The sequence below is a fragment of the Vibrio sp. 10N.222.49.C9 genome, assembly GCF_041474985.1.
Lineage (GTDB): Bacteria > Pseudomonadota > Gammaproteobacteria > Enterobacterales > Vibrionaceae > Vibrio > Vibrio crassostreae_C.
The window spans coordinates 1-19,352 of the sequence record NZ_JBFRVD010000031.1; the positions used below are offsets into that span (position 1 = coordinate 1).

Consider the following 19,352-nt stretch of genomic DNA (forward strand, 5'->3'; position numbering starts at 1 on the left):
TCGCCTGTTACGTCAGTTGTACGGAAGTAGAACTGTGGACGGTAACCTTTGAAGAAAGGAGTGTGACGGCCGCCTTCGTCTTTAGAAAGTACGTATACTTCAGACTCAAACTTAGTGTGTGGGTTGATAGAACCTTTCGCAGAAAGTACTTGACCACGTTCAACGTCATCACGCTTAGTACCACGTAGAAGTGCACCAACGTTCTCACCTGCACGACCTTCGTCAAGCAGTTTACGGAACATTTCAACACCAGTACAAGTAGTAAGAGTAGTCTCTTTGATACCAACGATTTCTACTTCGTCACCTACACGTAGGATACCGCGCTCGATACGACCAGTTACAACAGTACCACGACCTTGAATTGAGAATACATCTTCAATTGGTAGTAGGAACGGTTGGTCAACTGCACGCTCTGGCTCAGGAATGTAAGAATCTAGTGCTTCTGCAAGCTCAACGATCTTGTCTTCCCACTGCTTCTCGCCGTTTAGTGCGCCAAGTGCAGAACCTTGGATAACTGGTAGGTCATCACCTGGGAAGTCGTATTCAGAAAGAAGTTCACGAACTTCCATCTCAACTAGCTCAAGTAGCTCTTCGTCATCTACCATGTCACATTTGTTCATGAATACGATGATGTAAGGGATACCAACTTGACGACCAAGTAGGATGTGCTCACGAGTTTGAGGCATAGGGCCGTCAGTCGCAGCAACAACTAGGATACCGCCGTCCATTTGTGCAGCACCAGTGATCATGTTTTTAACATAATCCGCGTGTCCTGGACAGTCTACGTGTGCGTAGTGACGTGCTGGAGTGTCGTACTCAACGTGAGAAGTTGCGATTGTGATACCGCGCTCACGCTCTTCTGGAGCGTTATCGATAGATGCGAAATCTTTAGCAACACCGCCGTATACTTTTGCAAGAGTAGTACAGATAGCAGCAGTTAGAGTTGTTTTACCGTGGTCAACGTGGCCGATAGTACCAACGTTTACGTGCGGTTTCGTACGTTCAAATTTTTCTTTAGACACAATCGTGTTCCTTCCTAGTTATGATTCGCCACGTTCATTATTGAGCGAGACGCGCCAGAAATTGCTATTTTATGCGCCAACTCTCGTTAGCGCAATATTTGGACGCATTGTTCTTTCAAAAAATGAAAAAAAATGCCTTCCTTTTGTTTAACCACGCTCTGCAATGATTGCTTTTGCAACATTGTTAGGCACTTCAGCGTACTCACTAAACTCCATAGAGTAAGAAGCACGACCTTGTGTCGCAGAACGTAAATCAGTTGCGTAACCGAACATGACAGACAACGGAACTTGTGCACGAATTATCTTCAGGCCAGCTGTCCCCTCGTCCATACCTTCGATGATGCCGCGACGACGGTTAATATCGCCAACAACGTCACCCATCCAGTCTTCTGGAGTAGTTACTTCAACTTTCATCATAGGCTCAAGCAGAACCGGTTGCGCTTCAAGTGCACCCGTTCTGAAAGCCATAGAGGCAGCGATTGTAAACGCCATCTCACTTGAATCTGTTTCATGGTAAGAACCATCATATAGTGTAGCTTTGATATCCAAAACTGGATAGCCAGCAAGCACACCATTGTTCATCTGCTCTTCAACGCCTTTAGCAACTGAAGCGATAAACTCTTTCGGTACGATACCATTGGCAATTTCATCCACAAAGACAAAGCCTTCGCCAGCTTCTGATGGTTCTAGTTTCAGCCATACGTGACCGTACTGACCTTTACCACCATGTTCACGGATAAATTTACCTTCCGCTTTCGCTGTACCACGAATAGTCTCACGGTAAGCCACTTGCGGGTTACCAACGTTGCAGTTCACGCTAAATTCGCGCTTCATACGGTCAACGATGATATCTAAGTGTAGTTCACCCATACCAGAAATCAGAGTCTGGCCAGTTTCCGCATCCATATCAACGCGGAACGATGGGTCTTCCGCTGCTAGTTTACCTAGAGCGATAGTCATTTTGTCTTGATCAGCTTGAGAGCTTGGCTCTACAACGATCTGAATAACTGGATCTGGGAACTCCATGCGCTCAAGAACAATCTTATGGTTCTGGTCACAAAGGGTTTCACCAGTAGTCACATCTTTCAGGCCAATGATGGCTGCGATGTCACCTGCTCGTACTTCTTTTACTTCTTCACGCTTGTTTGAGTGCATTTGAACAATGCGACCTAAGCGTTCACGTTGTTTCTTCACAGAGTTATAAGCTGTTTTACCGCTTTCAACAACACCAGAGTAAACACGGATGAAAGTTAAAGTACCAACGAATGGGTCTGTTGCAATCTTAAATGCTAGCGCTGAGAACGGTTCTTTGTCGTCTGCGTGACGCTCTGCTTCGTTCTCATCTTCATCGATACCTTTAATTGCAGGTACATCGACTGGAGAAGGAAGGAAATCAACAACTGCATCTAGAACAGCTTGTACACCTTTGTTTTTGAATGCACTACCACAAGTAGCAAGTACGATTTCATTATTAAGGGTACGAGTACGAAGACCTTGTTTGATTTCAGCTTCTGTTAGTTCACCTTCTTCAAGGTACTTATCCATCAGCTCTTCATTTGCTTCTGCAGCAGCTTCAACAAGTTCTGTACGATATTCTTCAGCCATTTCTTGCATGTCTGCAGGAATATCTTCGTACGTGAAAGTCATGCCTTGGTCAGCTTCATTCCAGTTAATTGCCTTCATCTTGATAAGATCGACAACGCCTTGGAAGTTTTCTTCAGCACCAATGTTCAGTTGAATTGGAACAGGAGTTGCGCCTAAGCGGTCCTTGATCTGTTCAACTACGCGCAAGAAGTCAGCGCCGGTACGGTCCATTTTATTAACGAAAACCATACGTGGAACTTGGTACTTATCAGCTTGACGCCATACTGTCTCTGACTGAGGTTCAACACCAGATGAGCCACAGAACACAACAACTGCACCATCAAGCACACGCAGAGAACGTTCTACTTCGATTGTGAAGTCAACGTGTCCAGGAGTGTCGATGATGTTAATACGGTGGTCCGAGAACTGAGCTTCCATACCACGCCAAAACGTAGTGGTTGCTGCTGAAGTGATCGTAATACCGCGCTCTTGCTCTTGCTCCATCCAGTCCATGGTTGCTGCACCATCGTGAACTTCGCCGATTTTGTGAGAAAGACCGGTATAGAACAGAATACGTTCACTTGTGGTTGTTTTACCTGCATCTACGTGAGCAACGATACCGATATTACGGTATTGCTCTATAGGAGTTTTACGAGCCACGGTTGAATCCTCTTATTAGAGACTTAGGGACTATTGCTATGTCTAGATTAGGCGTTAAAAGCGATGCTTCGCTAAAAATTGCTTGCCCTAGAAATAGCAATAGTTCCTAGCATAAGCATAGGAACTAAAGAAGTGCTGCAAGGAACCTTGCAGCACTAAAAAGGTATTACCAACGGTAATGTGCGAACGCTTTGTTTGCGTCAGCCATGCGGTGAACGTCTTCACGTTTCTTAACCGCAGTACCTTTGTTCTCAGACGCGTCTAGCATTTCAGCAGCTAGGCGTTGAGCCATAGATTTTTCACCACGCTTACGCGCAGCTTCAACTACCCAACGCATAGCAAGAGCGTTACGGCGAACCGGACGAACTTCTACAGGTACTTGGTAAGTTGAACCACCTACACGGCGAGATTTAACTTCTACCGCTGGGCGAACATTTTCAAGAGCTTCTTCAAATACAGCTAAGTGGTCTTTACCAGACTTCTCAGCCATTGAATCTAGTGCAGTGTAAACGATTTTTTCTGCAGTAGATTTCTTTCCGTCAACCATAAGGATGTTAACGAATTTTGCCAGCAATTCAGATTTGAACTTAGGATCTGGAAGGATCTTACGCTGACCTATTACGCGACGACGTGGCATGGATATTCTCCGTTGTCTTCTTCAGGTTTTTTCCAAAACTTTTCAGAATAATAAATAAAATAGTGTTTGGCCTTACTTAACGATTTCTTTTTAAAAAAGAGAATCAATTAAGACTTAGGACGTTTCACACCGTACTTAGAACGACCTTGTTTACGGTCGTTAACGCCAGCACAGTCAAGTGCGCCGCGAACAGTGTGGTAACGAACACCCGGAAGGTCTTTTACACGACCGCCACGGATTAGTACAACACTGTGCTCTTGTAGGTTGTGGCCTTCACCGCCGATGTACGAAGTTACTTCGAAACCGTTAGTTAGACGTACACGACATACTTTACGTAGTGCCGAGTTAGGTTTTTTAGGTGTAGTAGTGTAAACACGAGTACATACACCACGTTTTTGTGGGCACGCTTCTAGTGCAGGCACGTTGCTTTTAACAACTTGCTTTACACGAGGTTTGCGAACCAACTGGTTAATAGTTGCCATTAACTAGCTCCTGAAATTTACTTGAAAGTAAGCTTTGTGAAAAATCTATCCCTAATCACAAGTCGTAATTAGGGACGCAAAATTCTATTCAGCAGTGGGAGGTGTGTCAAGAAATATACAGATCTTTTTTAGCCGTCTAGAGCTCAGGATGGTCTACTTTTAACCAAACTGATAAAACACAGCTACCAAGTGACTGATTTGTCGTTCAAAACCGTCAGTTTAACGAAGCCATCGAAGTCAACTTGATCAATGGTACTTGAGACAAGTAGTTGTAAACCTCGGCTATCGAGATCTGGTTTTAACACCGACACCTGCTCTACTGCGCAGATTTGAGTGAATAACTCATGATTGGGAAGGCAAACATACACCGCATCTTCCACCAAAAGATACTGATCTTGTGGCTGAGAATAGGTCAATGCGAGTTTAAGTTTGTCGACTGATTTTACAATATGAAGCATAGCGTCCCCTAGAAAGTCAGTATCTGTTGGCACTGAGCTAACTTCTGCGTTAACTCGTCGGCTTCAACGGTGGTCACATCGATCAGCAGGTTGTCTGCTGAAAGACCAAACTGACTCAGACTACGCTGACACACATACACCTGTTCGATGTCGTACAGGTCCATAAGTTTGAATGCAGAGATGTAGTCACGCGATAGTGTTTCGTCGGGCTGCTGCGCTTTGAGAAGCTGTGTCACGCCATCGCCAACAAAGAACACGGCAATGTCTTCACTATATGCGGACGCAGCAAGCAGGGCGTCTAACCCTTCTCTACCCGCAGCGGTCGTATGAGGGAAACTGTTAAATATAAAGGCTAACTTTCTCAAAACTGCACAACCCTATCTTGCGTTAGTAGCGCTTCCGATAAGCTCCCTAATCCGGCTTGAGTAAATCCAGTGGCTAGGTTAGAGGCACTTAGTTGATGTTGCTCTGCTTCTTCAGAGCTAATCACTCCGCGTCTTAGCGCAGCTGCCACACAGGTTTCAAGGCTAACATCGTGTTCATCAGCCAGCTTTTGCCAAGCAGAAGCTAAATCAAATTCATCGTTAGCCGGTACGGTAAGGTCTGAGCCGTTACTGACGCCATCTTGATAGAAGAACACACTGTGAAGTTTGTGGCCCTGTTTAATCAGAGCCACGGCAAACTGGTAGGCACTTCTTGCTGACTGTGAGCCATAGACTGGCCCATTCACTAGGAGTGTATAGCTTAGCAACCCTCTTCATCCTCTGTTTTACGTTGGCGGATGTATAGGTACACGGTGTGCTTAGAGATGTTCAGTCGCTCAGCAACGCGGTTGATCGCGTCTTTAATATCGAAAATACCTTTGTCGTACAGCTCCATCACGATCTGACGGTTCTTAGTATTGTTCGATACCGATTTGTCAGCGTTAATTTCTTCAATGGTGCGTTCAACCGTTTGGTCGACAAGTTCTTCAACGTCACTAGCGAAGTTAACCGATGATGCGGCTTCGTCTGCGTCTTGTGTAGGCATGAACGATTGCAGCACTTGTGAGAATGGCGCGTCTAGATTCACGTTAATACACAGTAGGCCAATCACTCGGTCTTCACCGTTGCGGATAGCAACCGTGATCGACTTCATCAACACTCCGCCTTTAGCGCGAGTGAAGTATGAACGTGAGAAGTTACGCTTAGAACCTTCAATATCTTTTAGCATCTTCAATGCAAGATCGGTGATCGGCGAGCCAACCTGACGACCTGTATTTTCGCCGTTGGCAATTTTAATCGCAGAAGTATTGAGGTCTTCTAAAGAGTGCAAAACGATTTCACAAAACGGACCAATAAGGCTCGCAATACCGTCAACAACGGCCTCATAAGATCTTAGAATGATTTTATCGTGTTCACTGAATGGCATAACGTGGACTGATTCCATTTCAAGTAACACATCTGCATTGACTGTTTCTGTAGTAGTCACTTATTCCTTACCTTCGTGTGAAAAATCAACAAATTTATGTAAGTTTATCAGAAAATTTTAATTGCACACCTAGCTAACATTGCAACTAGTGATTTAGAACAAGTTTAAAAATCAAATACTCATCTTCAAATCATAAAAAAAGCCTAACTCAAAGTTAGGCTTTTTATTCAATCAACGTATTTTAGTACGAGGCTTTTAACCGATATTACTGTGCAGGAGCTGCTTCAGCGTTATCGATGTTTAGTAGTTCTACTTCGAATACTAGCGTTGAGTTAGCAGGGATAGTCGGTGTGTCTTGCTCACCGTATGCTAGCTCTGGCGGGATAACGAACTTGTACTTAGAACCAACTTGCATCAGTTGTACGCCTTCAGTCCAGCCTGGGATTACGCGGTTAAGTGGGAATGTTGCTGGTTCACCACGGTCGTAAGAGCTGTCGAACTGAGTACCGTCTGTTAGCGTACCTTTGTAGTGAACTTGAACAGTATCAGTGTCTTTTGGAGAAGCGCCTTCGCCAGCTGTCATTACTTGGTAAAGTAGGCCAGATTCAGTTTGCTCTACGCCTTCAGTCTTTGCGAACTCAGCGCGGAAGTCATCACCTGCTTTCTTAGTTTCAGCTGATTTCTCTGCCGCTTGTGCTTGCATAGTTTCAGCAACACGCTTGTCTAGAGCTTCAAGAGCTGCGCGAGTTTCTTCTTCGTTCAGTGCAGTTTTCTCTGCGAATACGTCTTCGATACCTTGAAGAACCATATCTTTGTCTAGGTTAATACCTAGCTCGCTTGGCTTATCAATGCTTGTGCTTAGGTAGTTAGCGAAAGATACGCCGATTGCGTATGCCGCTTTGTCGTCTTCTGTTTTAAAGTTTACTGCTTCAACTTTAACTTCTTCAACCTGTGGAGCTTCTGCCTTTGGTTCTTCTTTCTGACAACCAACTGCTAGCATAACCGTTGCGGCAAGCAGTGATACTTTTAAAACTGATTTCATTGAATTCTCCAATTAATGGCCAAGCCATTGGTTATTGTGCACAAATCTAATGATTAGATTGGTGTGAATACGTTAGTTATAACAATATACTAGTCATATGTCTTTCGACACAAACCGGATTATTAGATGTGATGCGAATATTTTTCCACTCATTGCTATGTACAATTGTCATCGCCTTGTTAAATGGATGTTTTTTCTTCCAAGATGATGAGCAACGTTGGGAAATTGAACCCAATGGTGCCACCAGCTTTGCCCTTAGCAGAGATGGACGCTTCGCCCTGCTCTACTCTCAGAAAAAACAACTATTGCTTTGGGACCTTGCCGAAAACAAAGAGTTAGCTCAACTCGGCCCACAAGATCAATTAGAAAACCAAGTATCGCGTATCCGTATCTCGGACAATGGCCGCTTTGCCATTACCGCAAGCCAGATGAACTTCGCCGTTTGGGACCTCTCTTGGACTCAAGCACAAGGGCTTTGGTCTATCTCCGATGGCTTAATTCGCGATGTCGATATCTCTAGCAATGGTGAAAAAGTATTGCTTGGCCTGTCTAATGGCAAAGCGATCTATGTGGACTTAGTCACCGGACGCCGTCTTGAGTTCCTTGCTCACCGAGAAAAAGTTAATTCTGTTTCCCTTTCTTCCAATGGTCGCTACGCATTATCAGGTGGCAACGACTATAAAGCCTACCTGTGGGATACCGAGTCAGGCTTGGTATTACGCACCTTTGAGCATGAACAAAGAGTAGTACGAGTCACGCTACAACGCGATGGCGAGCTGGCTTTTACCTCTGATGGCGGCAATCAAGCGATGATTTGGGATCTTGAAACGGGCGAACCTCAAGCGCAATTGCAAAGCTGGTCTCGACAGTTGATTTTTTCGAGTGCTCGTTTTTCTGATGACGGCAGCATGTTGGTGACGGGCACGCCATCCAGCCAAGTGAGTGTGTGGAATACTCAGGATGGCAAACGAATTTCTCGCCACGATGCTGAGCCACTAAAAGATGCTCGCCCTCCTCGTGCGGTAGTGTATGATGCAGCCTTTGATGATAAGAACCGTGTGATATCGGGCACCTCTGCGGGCATTGCCCAAGCTTGGAATGTGGATTAAGAACGATGACAGAAAAGCGAGTTGAACAACTAGAAAGCCGCGTAAATGACCTAGAGTGTCAGCTAGCTTTCCAAGAACAGACCATTGAAGAACTCAATGAAGCGCTTAGCCAACAACAAATGTTAATCACGAGAATGCAAGATCAGATGAAGTTCGTGGTTGGCAAAGTAAAAAATATGGATGGCTCTAATCTAGCTGACGCATCAGAAGAGACGCCACCTCCACACTATTAAGTGCGGTTCAAAATAACCAATTAAATCTAACGACGCATATCGTTAGTTTCTCGTCCTCAATGTGTAAACACATTTCAGGACGGGACATAGAAAACTAAAAGGGCGACAGATACTTATCTGTCGCCCTTTTGTTTATTTCATCTCAGTGAATAAGCTAAAGCCAATTAAGCCGATACCAACTTAGTCGTCGGCATAAATCTTCACTTCAACACGACCTTGAGTATCAACGCTTGCACGATACATTCCTGAGCTGTTCATACCAAAATGTATATCGCCTTGGCCATCGATAGCGATCAAGCCACCTTCTCCACCCATGGTTTTCAATTCACCTTGAATGATCGTTTCACAAGCGGTGTGCACATCTTCTTTCAGATAACGCATTCGTGCTGCGACATCACTGGCGACCATTTTACGTAGGAAGAACTCACCCATCCCGGTTGTTGAGACGGCAACATTGCCATTTTCAGCGATGGTTCCTGCACCAATGATCGGAGAGTCACCCACACGACCGTATTTCTTATTGGTCACGCCACCGGTACTGGTTGCTGCCGCTAAGTTACCCGCTTGGTCTAATGCGACCGCACCAACCGTGCCGTACTTTTTATCGTCAGGGTATTTCTCAGCTTGCTGTTCATCATATTTCGCTTCAGACAGAGCAAAGATGCCTTTCTCTTTCATCGACTGAAGTTGGTCATAGCGGCGCTCAGTAAAGAAGTAGTCTTGCTCGGTAAAGGTGTAGTCATGCTCAAACGCAAACTTCTCGGCACCTTCACCAATCAGCAACACATGGTCGCTTTTCCGCATCACATCACGTGCAAGCTCAATTGGGTTTTTGATATGGCGAACGCCTGCAATAGCACCTGCATCCATTTCGCGGCCATGCATCACAGAAGCGTCCATCTCAACAAATTCATCATGCGTTAAAACAGAGCCCCTACCGGCATTAAAGTGCGGGCTGTCTTCCATCACCTTAACCGATGCCACTACCGCATCCAGAGCATCACCACCCGATTGCAATATTTGATAACCAGCCAAAACCGATTTTTCCAAAGCCTCGGTAATACCCGCTTTTAATTCATAGCTCATTTGCTCGCGCAAGATGGTTCCTGCACCACCATGAATGGCAATTGAAAAAGGCTGTGACATACAAACTCTCCACTGACGTCGTCTTATAATGTTGTGCTATCAATACCACATCCATGGTTCGATGTCTGATAACGAAAACCAAACTTTTACGAATGCTTAGATTTGCGGACACTTAGTTTGGTAGAGAAAAGCGAGGTCAAAAAGCGAGACTCCTAAACGCAAAAAGCCTCCACAAGGGAGGCTTTCAAGATTCTTAAACTAAACCGTTAATTCGGTATTAGTGAGAACCACAGCTACCGCCGCCGCAGCAGCCGTCTTTTTTCTCTTCACCGTGGTCATGGCCTTCGCCACCACAGCAACCGCCTTCGTGGTCATGATCGTGGTCGTGACCGCCACAGCCGCCTTCTTGGTGTACGTGACCGTGTTGAACTTCTTCTTCAGTCGCTTCACGAACCGCTACAACTTCAACGTCAAACGTTAGAGTTTGGCCAGCTAGCATGTGGTTACCATCAACAACAACTTCGTCGCCATCTACTTCAGTAACTTCAACTGGGATTGGACCTTGGTCAGTATCCGCTAGGAAACGCATGCCAACTTCGATTTGCTCAACACCTTGGAATACGTCAGCAGGAACACGTTGAACTAGTGCGTCGTTGTGTTCGCCGTATGCGTCTTCTGGAGTAACAGTTGCAGAGAACTTGTCGCCAGCTACTTTGCCTTCAAGCTCTTTTTCAAGACCTGTAATTAGGTTGTTGTGACCGTGAAGGTAATCTAGTGGAGCTTCTGCAGTTGATTGGTCAACTACTACGCCATCTTCAAGTTTCACTTGATATGCAACACTAACTACTACGTTCTTTTCAATTTTCATGAGAGCTCCAAGGAGGTTTGGACTAAGCTCGAACAGTTGAGCTTAGGAAAAATTCTGTACTGGGATATTATGGGGATCAATTAACGAAACTCAATCATTCTGGCTTAAAAATACCGATCATTTCTTGATTCGCGTGTTCAGATTTCTCTACAGTTTTCGGTTTACGCTGTTCTGTGAAGTCACAATCGACACATTCCACCAGCTCGATATTATTTTCAATCCACCAACGGAGTGTGTCTTGAGTACTGCAACTTGGGCAGCTTGCCCCTGCGATAAAGCGTTTTTTCTGTTTCACGTTCATATCCTTTACTACTCTGGATTCGCGGTTCTTCCCACTCACTTTATTGATAAGTTAAGCAGAGACCGCGTTTATTATTAGGTTAGTTCTATAGTCTGTTATTTCTATGCCCAAGCTCTATTTCTAAGCTCAAGCATGAGTTATCACTTCAAGCTACTGCCAATAGTTTCGAGATTGGTGATCGTTTTCCATCTCGTGTCCAAAGATCTCTTCAAGTTCTTTACGAGCCTCTTTCGCTCTTTGGGCTAACTCGGCATCTTCGTTATGCTGAGGCAGCAACTCTTTCAGCATACCATTATCCAACTTTCTAAAGTGTGCTTCTGCTCGCTTCGCTTTATATGGATGCATGCCAAGTTCAGTCAATGTTTGACGACCTAAATCCAATGCTCCAAGGAAGGTTTCACGCGAATAGTTACTCACACCGTGGTTAAGTAGTTGATACGCTTCAACACGGCTTCGTGCACGCGCCAAGATCTTTAAGCGTGGGAAGTGCTGCTTACATAAATCGACGGTTTTCATGATTTCATCTGGGGAGTCAGTACACAACACAATCGCCTCTGCTTTATCAGCACCGGCTGCGCGTAATAGCTCTAGGTGAGTCGAGTCTCCGTAAAACACCTTGTAGCCGAACTTTCTAAGGATGTGTATTTGGCTGGCATCACTTTCAAGGACAGTGATACGAATCTTGTTGGCATACATCAGACGACCAATGATCTGACCAAAACGACCAAAGCCCGCAATAATCACTCGAGGGCTGCGATCAACCACATCCGAAGACATCGCACTTTCACTGATTTGATTAAGCTGACGTGCAAAGAATCGGTCTTGCAGTTTAAGCATCAATGGCGTGGTCACCATAGAAAGGCTCACAACCACCAGTAAGAACGACACTTGTTCGCCACTTAAGATGCCTTGAGCACTCGCCGCAGTAAAAATAACGAAAGCGAACTCACCACCTTGGCTAAGGATCATCGCCATTCGGCTGCGTGCTTTAGCTTGAGTGCCGAAGATACGAGCCAGCGCATACAGCACCAAACCTTTCAATACGACTAGCGACGACACTGCAATAAGTATTGCGAATGGGCTTTCTGCCAGTAGACCTAGGTTTACCGCCATACCCACAGAGATAAAGAACAGACCAAGCAGTAAACCTTTGAATGGATCAATCGCGATCTCAAGCTCGTGTCGATATTCACTTTCAGCCAGAAGTACGCCCGCTAGGAAGGTACCTAATGCCATCGACAAGCCAATCCGTTGCATGATCACAGCAATACCAATCACAAGTAACAGCGCCGCGACGGTGAATAACTCACGCACACCACTCATCACTACGTATCGGAAAAGTGGTCTCAACAAGAAGTGGCCACCGACCAGTAGGCCAATCACGCCACCCAGCATCCACAGCATGTCAGCCCAGCTACCGCCGGTATTACCCGCAAGTAGAGGCAACATTGCTAGCATTGGAATAACAGCGATATCTTGGAAAAGCAGTACTGCAAAGCCCGACTGCCCGGCTTCTTTGCCGCCGAGCTCTCGCTCTTCAATAACACGCAAGGCAATCGCAGTCGAAGACAGCGCCAAACCCATACCTATCACGAGACTGGTTTGCCAGGTTAATCCAAATAGACAGGCGATGGCGGTAATAATCAAGGTGGTGATCAACACTTGCGCCCCCCCTAAGCCGAGAATAGGCGCCCGCATCTGCCACAGTTTTTTGGGGTTAAGCTCTAAACCAATAAGGAAGAGCAGCAGCACCACCCCGAACTCTGAGAAATGTAGAATGGCCTCTACGTCACTGATTAGGCCAAGCCCCCATGGACCAATAGCGACACCCGCTAATAAGTAACCTAATACTGAACCTAAGCCTGCTCGCTGCGCGATAGGAACCGCAACCACAGCCGCCGCTAAAAATATAGCGCTACTTTGTAGGAAATCATTAGTCAGAGCCATCATTCGCTCCTATATCTTGTAGCGGATCTCGCAACCAATTTCGATATTCTTCAGCGTGTTGGTAACGCGTCATATCCGAGACATTTCTAGCCCAATGTAAAACTAAAGGTGACATCCAGTGCATCTGGCACAAAGCGGCAGTTAGCTCAAACGGTTGCAAGATCTCTTGTAAGGGATACTTATTATAGCCTGCAGCACCAAACGCCTCTTCTTTACCACCCGTGGTGATAACACTGCGCCAATGCTTACCCTTAAGTGCACTTTGCTCACCAAACGCAAAGCCCTTGCCTAACACGCGATCAAACCACTCTTTTAACAATGAAGGGCAGGAATACATAAACAGAGGATGCTGAAACACGATCACATCGTATTGAAGGAGCAATTCATGCTCATAAGGCACATCGATAAAGAAGTCTGGGTAGATGGCGTAGAGATCATGAACTTTGACATGACCGAGCGACTCTACCTTCTTAACCATCATCTGATTAGCAATAGAGGTTTGCGGCTCTGGGTGCGCGTAGATGATCAACACCTTTGGCACGACTTTGTCTGTCGAGGGAGTATTACTCATTCCTTTGAAACATTCCTTTGAGGGCTAAACGGTGGCAAGGCCACAAGAATTTAAGCAAAAGTTATTAATATGTTATTGGCATCATAACGCAAATTGCATTGTGATCGACTTTTATCTGGTTTCAGCCTACTATGCAGGCGTCTGTTCACCTCTAATTTCTATGCTATTTCAATTATGATTACTTTCTCTGATATTCAATTGCTACGCGGCGGTAAGCCACTCCTCGACCAAGCATCTGCGACTTTTCACCCTGGCGACAAGATCGGTTTGGTTGGTAAAAACGGCTGTGGTAAATCTACGCTATTCGCCTTAATTAAGGACGAACTGTCTATTGATGCGGGCTCATTCAGCAAACCTGCCCATTGGGAAATGGCTTGGGTTGCTCAAGAAACCCCTGCATTAGAAAGAACAGCAATTGAATACGTGATTGATGGTGACCGTGAATACCGCGGCCTTGAAGATCAACTAGAGAAAGCTGAACAAGCCGACAATGGCACATTGGTAGCAGAGATCCACGGCAAGATTGAAACCATTGGTGGTTACAGCATAAAGGCACGTGCTGCCGAGTTACTGGATGGCCTAGGCTTTAGCCAAGAACAAATGACATGGAACCTGACTCAATTCTCAGGTGGTTGGCGTATGCGTTTGAACCTAGCGCAAGCCCTACTGTGTCGCAGTGACCTACTGCTACTCGATGAGCCTACCAACCACTTGGATTTAGACGCAGTAATGTGGCTCGAGCGTTGGTTACAAAGCTACCCTGGCACGCTAGTGCTTATCTCGCACGATAGAGACTTCTTAGACCCTATCGTCAACCGCATCGTGCACGTTGAAAACCAACAGCTCAATGAGTACACGGGTAACTACTCATCGTTCGAAACCCAACGAGCGCAAAAACTGATTCTGCAACAAGCGATGTACCAAAAGCAGCAGAAACAGATGTCTCACATGCAGAGTTACATTGACCGTTTCCGTTACAAAGCTTCAAAGGCTCGCCAAGCGCAAAGCCGTATTAAAGCGCTAGAGAAAATGGAACAAGTGCTGCCTGCTCAGTTTGATAATCCATTCAGCTTTGAATTTAGAGAACCAGACGCACTACCAAACCCAATCATGATGATGGATGAAGTATCAGCGGGCTATGATGACAATCTGATTCTAGAAAAGATTCGCTTGAACCTAGTACCGGGCAGTCGTATTGGTTTGCTTGGCCGAAATGGCGCTGGTAAATCAACACTGATTAAACTGCTTTCTGGCGAACTGAAACAGCAAGGCGGTGAACTGAGTTATTCGCAAGGCGTTAAGATTGGTTACTTTGCACAGCACCAGTTAGAAACGTTGCACCCAGAAGAAACACCGCTGCAGCACATGATGCAGATTGCCCCTAAACACACCGAGCAACAATTGCGTGATTACCTAGGTAGCTTCGGTTTCCAAGGTGAAAAAGCACTTGATAAAGTAGCACCCTTCTCAGGTGGTGAAAAAGCGCGTTTAGTTCTGGCGCTACTGGTATGGCAAAAACCAAACCTGTTGCTACTCGATGAACCAACCAACCACTTGGATCTCGACATGCGTCAAGCGCTGACTTTTGCCCTGCAGACATTTGAAGGCGCAATGGTTATCGTATCGCACGACCGTTACCTACTGCGTGCGACTACCGATGATTTATACCTTGTACACGACCGCCAAGTCGCACCGTTTGATGGTGACTTAAGCGATTACTACAAGTGGCTAACCGAACAGCAGAAAGTTGAGCGCAAAGAAGCACAAGCATTGGCACCAGCAAAAGACGGCGCCAACAGTGCAGCAGCGAAAAAAGAGCAGAAACGAAAAGAAGCCGAGTTCCGTAAACTGACGGCACCACTTCGTAAAAAGCTCACTCAATTTGAAAAGCAGATGGATAAATTAACGCAGGCTCTTGAAGAAGCCGAACAAGAATTATCCGACACTTCACTGTATGAAGCTGAAAATAAGGCTAAACTGAATAAAGTACTCGCTCTCCAAGCGAGCAGTAAGTCACAGCTAGAAGAAGTTGAAATGGATTGGATGTCCACTCAAGAAGAGCTTGAGCAGATGGAACAGGATATGGATAGCTTATGAGCCCAGAGCACGCCCCAATATCACTAACACTGGAACGACTATGGCAATTTAGCCTTCAGTATTACAGTGTGCGCGGTGTAAAGGATGCGTGCTTAGCTTTGCAAAACCAGTTCCACGGCAACGTCAATCTACTGCTGCTTCTCAAATGGCTTGATGAGCAGCAATTGTCTTTTGCTGAAGAAGAGTGGCATAAAGTTCAACAGTGTTTAAGCCGCTCTGAAACCCTGCTTCATAGCTATCGAGAGCTACGTAAACATCTCAAAGCACACGTTGTCGACTCTCTATACCGTGAAGCGCTAAAGTTTGAGTTACAGCTTGAAAAGCAACAACAGTCCGATCTGGTCGACTGTATAAACTCCCTACAACTGTACGCTAACCAGCAATCACCGCTCACTTTTCAGTACTGTCGTTTATTAGGGGCTGAAAACCTCTGCGACGCTTTTTCTGAACCAGCACCACAGCCCTAGCTCGTTCTCTTTCCCTTTTATTCAATCAAGATCCAAGCTTAACCTTGATATTATTCAAACGGTTACCCATAGTCTGTTTTTGTATCTCGTATAAGTGAAGCCTTGCGCTTATGCCGAGAATCAACCAAGCTCAAATAAAAACGTGGGCGTTTCGTTACAAACTCAACACGTTATCAAAACCCGTATAAAGAAGCATGGATCGTTTTTATGACAATATTTACCGCAGCTGCTGGTCTCTCTAATCCGCACTTACAAACCTTAGTACCACGGTTTATTAGGAAGCAGGCGCTGTTTCATCCTCACTGGCAAACCTTAGAAACACCCGATGGTGACTTTCTTGATCTTGCTTGGAGCGAATCACCAGACGGTGACACCTCAAATAAAAATGATCGCAGTAGCAAGCCGATATTCGTTCTATTCCACGGTTTAGAAGGTAGCTTTGAGAGCCCTTATGCCAATGGACTGATGAATGCGTTTGCTAAAGATGGTTGGTTGTCCGTGATGATGCACTTCAGAGGCTGCAGCGGAAAACCCAATCGCCTGGCTCGCGCTTACCATTCAGGTGAAGTCGAAGATGCGCGCTTTTTTCTAAGACACCTGCACGCCCAGTTTCCGAATAACCCTAAGGTTGCGGTTGGTATCTCTTTGGGCGGCAACATGCTGGCGAACTATTTGGCTGAGTACGCGGACGACCCATTGCTGTCGGCGGCGACGATTGTCTCTGCACCTTTTGACTTAGCTTGTTGCTCTAGTCGTATTGAGCGAGGTTTCTCAAAGCTCTATAAAAAGTACCTGCTCAACTCTCTCAAATCGAATGCCTTGAAAAAGATTAAGCTGTTGCAAGAAAAGCTCGGTATCACCGCCGAAACCATTAAGAAGATAGACAAGCTGTATGAGTTTGATGAACGGATTACTGCGCCTCTGCACGGGTTCAAGAATGCTCAGGACTACTATGCTCAGTGCTCAGCACTTCCTAAACTTAATAAGATTAAACTACCGACTCAGATCATCCATGCCAAAGACGATCCGTTTATGACAGACGACGTAATTCCAAAGTTCGTGTTACCTGACAACATCGACTATCGCCTGTTTCAAAAAGGCGGCCATGTGGGGTTCATTACCGGTAGCACGCTCAAACCAAGGTTTTGGTTAGAAGAAGCATTACCCGCCTACTATGAAAGTATTCAAGATTCGGCATAATGACCGAGCCTTTTTTAAGGACTAAGTAGTAGACGTCACTAAACACAGTAATCAACACATCAATAAACCTATTTATGAACATAAAAGAGAGAAGTATTTATGATCATCCCATGGCAAGACATTGCACCAGAAACACTGGAAAACCTCATCAAAGAGTTCGTGCTGCGTGAAGGCACAGACTACGGCGACGTAGAGGTTTCACTGCAAAACAAGATTGATCAAGTGAAACATCAATTAGCTTCAGGAGAAGTCAGCATTGTGTTTTCTGAGCTCCATGAAACCGTTGATATTCAAGTCACAAAACGCTTCTAAGCTGCGCTCATAAAGGAGCCGTGTTATAGTGGTAAACGATTGCTAACAAGTAAGTTACTCAAAAGACAAGGGTTGTCATGTCCGCTAAACATCCAATTATTGCGGTGACGGGTTCATCTGGAGCCGGCACCACCACCACCTCAGAAGCCTTCCGTAAAATGTTCAATATGATGGACGTGAAGGCCGCTTGGGTTGAAGGGGATAGTTTCCATCGCTTCACTCGCCCAGAGATGGATGTCGAGATCCGTAAAGCGCGCGAGCAAGGTAAGCACATCAGCTACTTTGGTCCTCAAGCCAACGACTTTGGTGCGCTAGAAGAGTTCTTCCGTAAATACGGTAACGAAGGTACAGGTAAAGTAAGAAGCTACCTACACACCTTCGATGAAGCCGTGCCTTACAATCAAATGCCGGGCACCTTCACGCCATGGCAAGAGATCCCTGAAAACTCCGATGTGATGTTTTACGAAGGCCTGCACGGCGGTGTGGTTGATGGCGACATTAACGTTTCTCAACACGTCGATTTGCTGATTGGCATGGTACCTATCGTAAACCTAGAGTGGATTCAAAAATTCGTTCGTGACACCCGCGATCGTGGCCACTCACGCGAAGCCGTAATGGACTCGATTGTTCGTTCGATGGATGATTACCTTAACTACATTACCCCGCAATTTTCGCGCACTCACATCAACTTTCAGCGTGTTCCAACCGTAGATACATCTAACCCTCTCAACGCCAAAGGGATTCCAAGTTTAGACGAAAGCTTCGTTGTTATACGTTTGCGCGGCATCAAAAACGTCGATTTCCCTTACCTTTTAGCTATGATTGATGGCTCATTTATGTCTCGCCACAACACGCTTGTGGTACCAGGAGGGAAGATGAGTTTTGCTATGGAGCTCATTGTAAGGCCGATCCTACAACAACTCATCGAAACCGGAAAAATTGGTTAACAGAGCACCATTCTGGTTGATTACTTTTCATACCGTGATCATGTGCACAATTTTGCGTAAAAAATCGTAGCTTGGTCACGATTAAAATCAAGAAATAGTACCTGAAAAAGGATACTATTCTTAAACGAAACACAAGATAGCTTGCAGCGCTCAACGAGTGCTCTTATCCTACAAGTCAATCCAGGCTTAGCTAAAATACGGAAAGCGGCAAGCATACCCTGCAGAGGAAGTGAGATATTATGGTTCTAGGTAAACCTCAAACCGATCCAACATTAGAGTGGTTCCTTTCACACTGTCATATTCATAAGTACCCATCAAAAAGTACTTTGATTCATGCTGGTGAAAAGGCAGAAACCTTGTACTACATTGTTAAAGGTTCTGTGGCAGTTCTTATCAAAGACGAAGAAGGTAAGGAAATGATTCTTTCTTACCTAAACCAAGGCGACTTCATCGGTGAGCTAGGCTTATTCGAAGAAGACCAAGAGCGTACAGCTTGGGTTCGTGCAAAATCTCCTTGTGAAGTAGCTGAAATTTCTTTCAAGAAATTCCGTCAACTTATCCAAGTGAACCCAGACATCCTAATGCGTCTATCAGCGCAAATGGCAAACCGTCTACAAGTAACTAGCCAAAAAGTTGGTGACTTAGCGTTCCTTGACGTAACTGGTCGTATCGCACAAACGCTACTAAACCTAGCAAAACAACCAGATGCAATGACTCACCCTGACGGCATGCAAATCAAGATCACTCGCCAAGAGATTGGCCAGATCGTTGGTTGTTCTCGTGAGACAGTTGGTCGTATCTTGAAGATGCTAGAAGAGCAGAACCTAATTTCTGCACACGGTAAAACTATCGTGGTATATGGCACTCGTTAATCTCGATTAACTGAGCCTAAAATTTGAAAGCCACCAAATGCAAATTT

At 45.4% G+C, this 19,352-nt stretch carries 22 protein-coding genes; 8 read left to right on the plus strand and 14 right to left on the minus strand.

Annotation, left to right across the window (positions count from 1 at the left end):
* From tuf to fkpA, 9 genes are all read right to left on the minus strand, one after another.
* Positions 1–1,022: elongation factor Tu (tuf, locus tag AB4585_RS14060; protein ID WP_136977515.1), on the minus strand; the 1,022-nt coding region annotated here is incomplete at its 3' end.
* 147 nt (positions 1,023–1,169) lie between these two features.
* Complete coding sequence (gene fusA / locus AB4585_RS14065) at positions 1,170–3,266, minus strand: elongation factor G (RefSeq protein WP_017061101.1); 2,097 nt, start codon at positions 3,264–3,266, stop codon at positions 1,170–1,172.
* 166 nt (positions 3,267–3,432) lie between these two features.
* Complete coding sequence (gene rpsG, locus AB4585_RS14070; RefSeq protein ID WP_010435163.1) at positions 3,433–3,903, minus strand: 30S ribosomal protein S7; 471 nt, start codon at positions 3,901–3,903, stop codon at positions 3,433–3,435.
* 107 nt (positions 3,904–4,010) lie between these two features.
* Positions 4,011–4,385 (minus strand): 30S ribosomal protein S12, encoded by a 375-nt coding sequence (gene rpsL, locus AB4585_RS14075; protein WP_004737194.1) that lies wholly within the window; start codon positions 4,383–4,385, stop codon positions 4,011–4,013.
* A 182-nt stretch (positions 4,386–4,567) separates the two neighbouring features.
* Entirely contained in the window at positions 4,568–4,843 is a 276-nt protein-coding gene (gene tusB / locus AB4585_RS14080; protein WP_017063711.1) for a sulfurtransferase complex subunit TusB, read from the minus strand.
* 8 nt (positions 4,844–4,851) lie between these two features.
* The gene (tusC, locus tag AB4585_RS14085) at positions 4,852–5,208 is read right to left on the minus strand and encodes a sulfurtransferase complex subunit TusC (RefSeq protein ID WP_017063710.1); all 357 of its coding nucleotides are present in this window, start codon (positions 5,206–5,208) and stop codon (positions 4,852–4,854) included.
* Positions 5,205–5,594 (minus strand): sulfurtransferase complex subunit TusD, encoded by a 390-nt coding sequence (tusD, locus tag AB4585_RS14090; RefSeq protein WP_017063709.1) that lies wholly within the window; start codon positions 5,592–5,594, stop codon positions 5,205–5,207. Before tusD ends, tusC begins: the two co-directional genes overlap by 4 nt.
* On the minus strand, positions 5,588–6,313 hold the full coding sequence (locus AB4585_RS14095; protein WP_004729851.1) for a transcriptional regulator: 726 nt from the start codon (positions 6,311–6,313) through the stop codon (positions 5,588–5,590). Before AB4585_RS14095 ends, tusD begins: the two co-directional genes overlap by 7 nt.
* 205 nt (positions 6,314–6,518) lie before the next feature.
* Positions 6,519–7,295, minus strand: coding sequence for an FKBP-type peptidyl-prolyl cis-trans isomerase (fkpA, locus tag AB4585_RS14100; RefSeq protein ID WP_017068826.1), 777 nt, complete (start codon positions 7,293–7,295; stop codon positions 6,519–6,521).
* A 131-nt stretch (positions 7,296–7,426) separates the two neighbouring features.
* On the opposite strand from fkpA, the gene AB4585_RS14105 reads away from it, so the two are divergent.
* Positions 7,427–8,404: a WD40 repeat domain-containing protein gene (locus AB4585_RS14105; protein ID WP_372170120.1), complete on the plus strand. Its 978-nt coding sequence runs from the start codon at positions 7,427–7,429 to the stop codon at positions 8,402–8,404.
* 5 nt (positions 8,405–8,409) lie between these two features.
* Positions 8,410–8,637: a SlyX family protein gene (locus AB4585_RS14110; protein ID WP_009848930.1), complete on the plus strand. Its 228-nt coding sequence runs from the start codon at positions 8,410–8,412 to the stop codon at positions 8,635–8,637.
* A gap of 180 nt (positions 8,638–8,817) precedes the next feature.
* Here the strand turns inward: AB4585_RS14110 and AB4585_RS14115 are convergent, their stop codons facing one another.
* The 5 genes from AB4585_RS14115 to kefG form a co-directional block, all read right to left on the minus strand.
* The gene (locus tag AB4585_RS14115; protein WP_017061107.1) at positions 8,818–9,783 is read right to left on the minus strand and encodes an isoaspartyl peptidase/L-asparaginase family protein; all 966 of its coding nucleotides are present in this window, start codon (positions 9,781–9,783) and stop codon (positions 8,818–8,820) included.
* 217 nt (positions 9,784–10,000) lie between these two features.
* Positions 10,001–10,591 carry a peptidylprolyl isomerase gene (gene slyD, locus AB4585_RS14120; protein WP_017061108.1) on the minus strand — a complete coding sequence of 197 codons (591 nt, stop codon included), beginning with the start codon at positions 10,589–10,591 and terminating at the stop codon, positions 10,001–10,003.
* A 94-nt stretch (positions 10,592–10,685) separates the two neighbouring features.
* Positions 10,686–10,886 (minus strand): YheV family putative zinc ribbon protein, encoded by a 201-nt coding sequence (locus AB4585_RS14125; RefSeq protein WP_019825339.1) that lies wholly within the window; start codon positions 10,884–10,886, stop codon positions 10,686–10,688.
* Positions 10,887–11,042: 156 nt separating this feature from the next.
* Entirely contained in the window at positions 11,043–12,839 is a 1,797-nt protein-coding gene (gene kefB, locus AB4585_RS14130) for a glutathione-regulated potassium-efflux system protein KefB (protein ID WP_017068828.1), read from the minus strand.
* Positions 12,826–13,410 (minus strand): glutathione-regulated potassium-efflux system ancillary protein KefG, encoded by a 585-nt coding sequence (gene kefG, locus AB4585_RS14135; RefSeq protein ID WP_017071307.1) that lies wholly within the window; start codon positions 13,408–13,410, stop codon positions 12,826–12,828. Before kefG ends, kefB begins: the two co-directional genes overlap by 14 nt.
* A 174-nt stretch (positions 13,411–13,584) precedes the next feature.
* On the opposite strand from kefG, the gene AB4585_RS14140 reads away from it, so the two are divergent.
* The 6 genes from AB4585_RS14140 (at position 13,585) to crp (ending at position 19,305) form a co-directional block, all read left to right on the plus strand.
* Positions 13,585–15,507 carry an ABC transporter ATP-binding protein gene (locus tag AB4585_RS14140; RefSeq protein ID WP_017061112.1) on the plus strand — a complete coding sequence of 641 codons (1,923 nt, stop codon included), beginning with the start codon at positions 13,585–13,587 and terminating at the stop codon, positions 15,505–15,507.
* Positions 15,504–15,974: a TIGR02444 family protein gene (locus AB4585_RS14145; protein ID WP_017066206.1), complete on the plus strand. Its 471-nt coding sequence runs from the start codon at positions 15,504–15,506 to the stop codon at positions 15,972–15,974. The genes AB4585_RS14140 and AB4585_RS14145 overlap by 4 nt, the downstream gene beginning before the upstream one ends.
* Positions 15,975–16,181: 207 nt before the next feature.
* Positions 16,182–17,174 carry a hydrolase gene (locus AB4585_RS14150; RefSeq protein ID WP_372170082.1) on the plus strand — a complete coding sequence of 331 codons (993 nt, stop codon included), beginning with the start codon at positions 16,182–16,184 and terminating at the stop codon, positions 17,172–17,174.
* Positions 17,175–17,273: 99 nt separating this feature from the next.
* Positions 17,274–17,486 (plus strand): YheU family protein, encoded by a 213-nt coding sequence (locus AB4585_RS14155; RefSeq protein ID WP_010435208.1) that lies wholly within the window; start codon positions 17,274–17,276, stop codon positions 17,484–17,486.
* Positions 17,487–17,563: 77 nt separating this feature from the next.
* Positions 17,564–18,433, plus strand: coding sequence for a phosphoribulokinase (locus AB4585_RS14160; RefSeq protein WP_010435210.1), 870 nt, complete (start codon positions 17,564–17,566; stop codon positions 18,431–18,433).
* A 239-nt stretch (positions 18,434–18,672) separates the two neighbouring features.
* A complete protein-coding gene (crp, locus tag AB4585_RS14165) occupies positions 18,673–19,305 on the plus strand; it encodes a cAMP-activated global transcriptional regulator CRP (RefSeq protein ID WP_004729651.1) in 633 nt (210 codons plus the stop codon).
* Positions 19,306–19,352 lie beyond the last annotated feature (47 nt).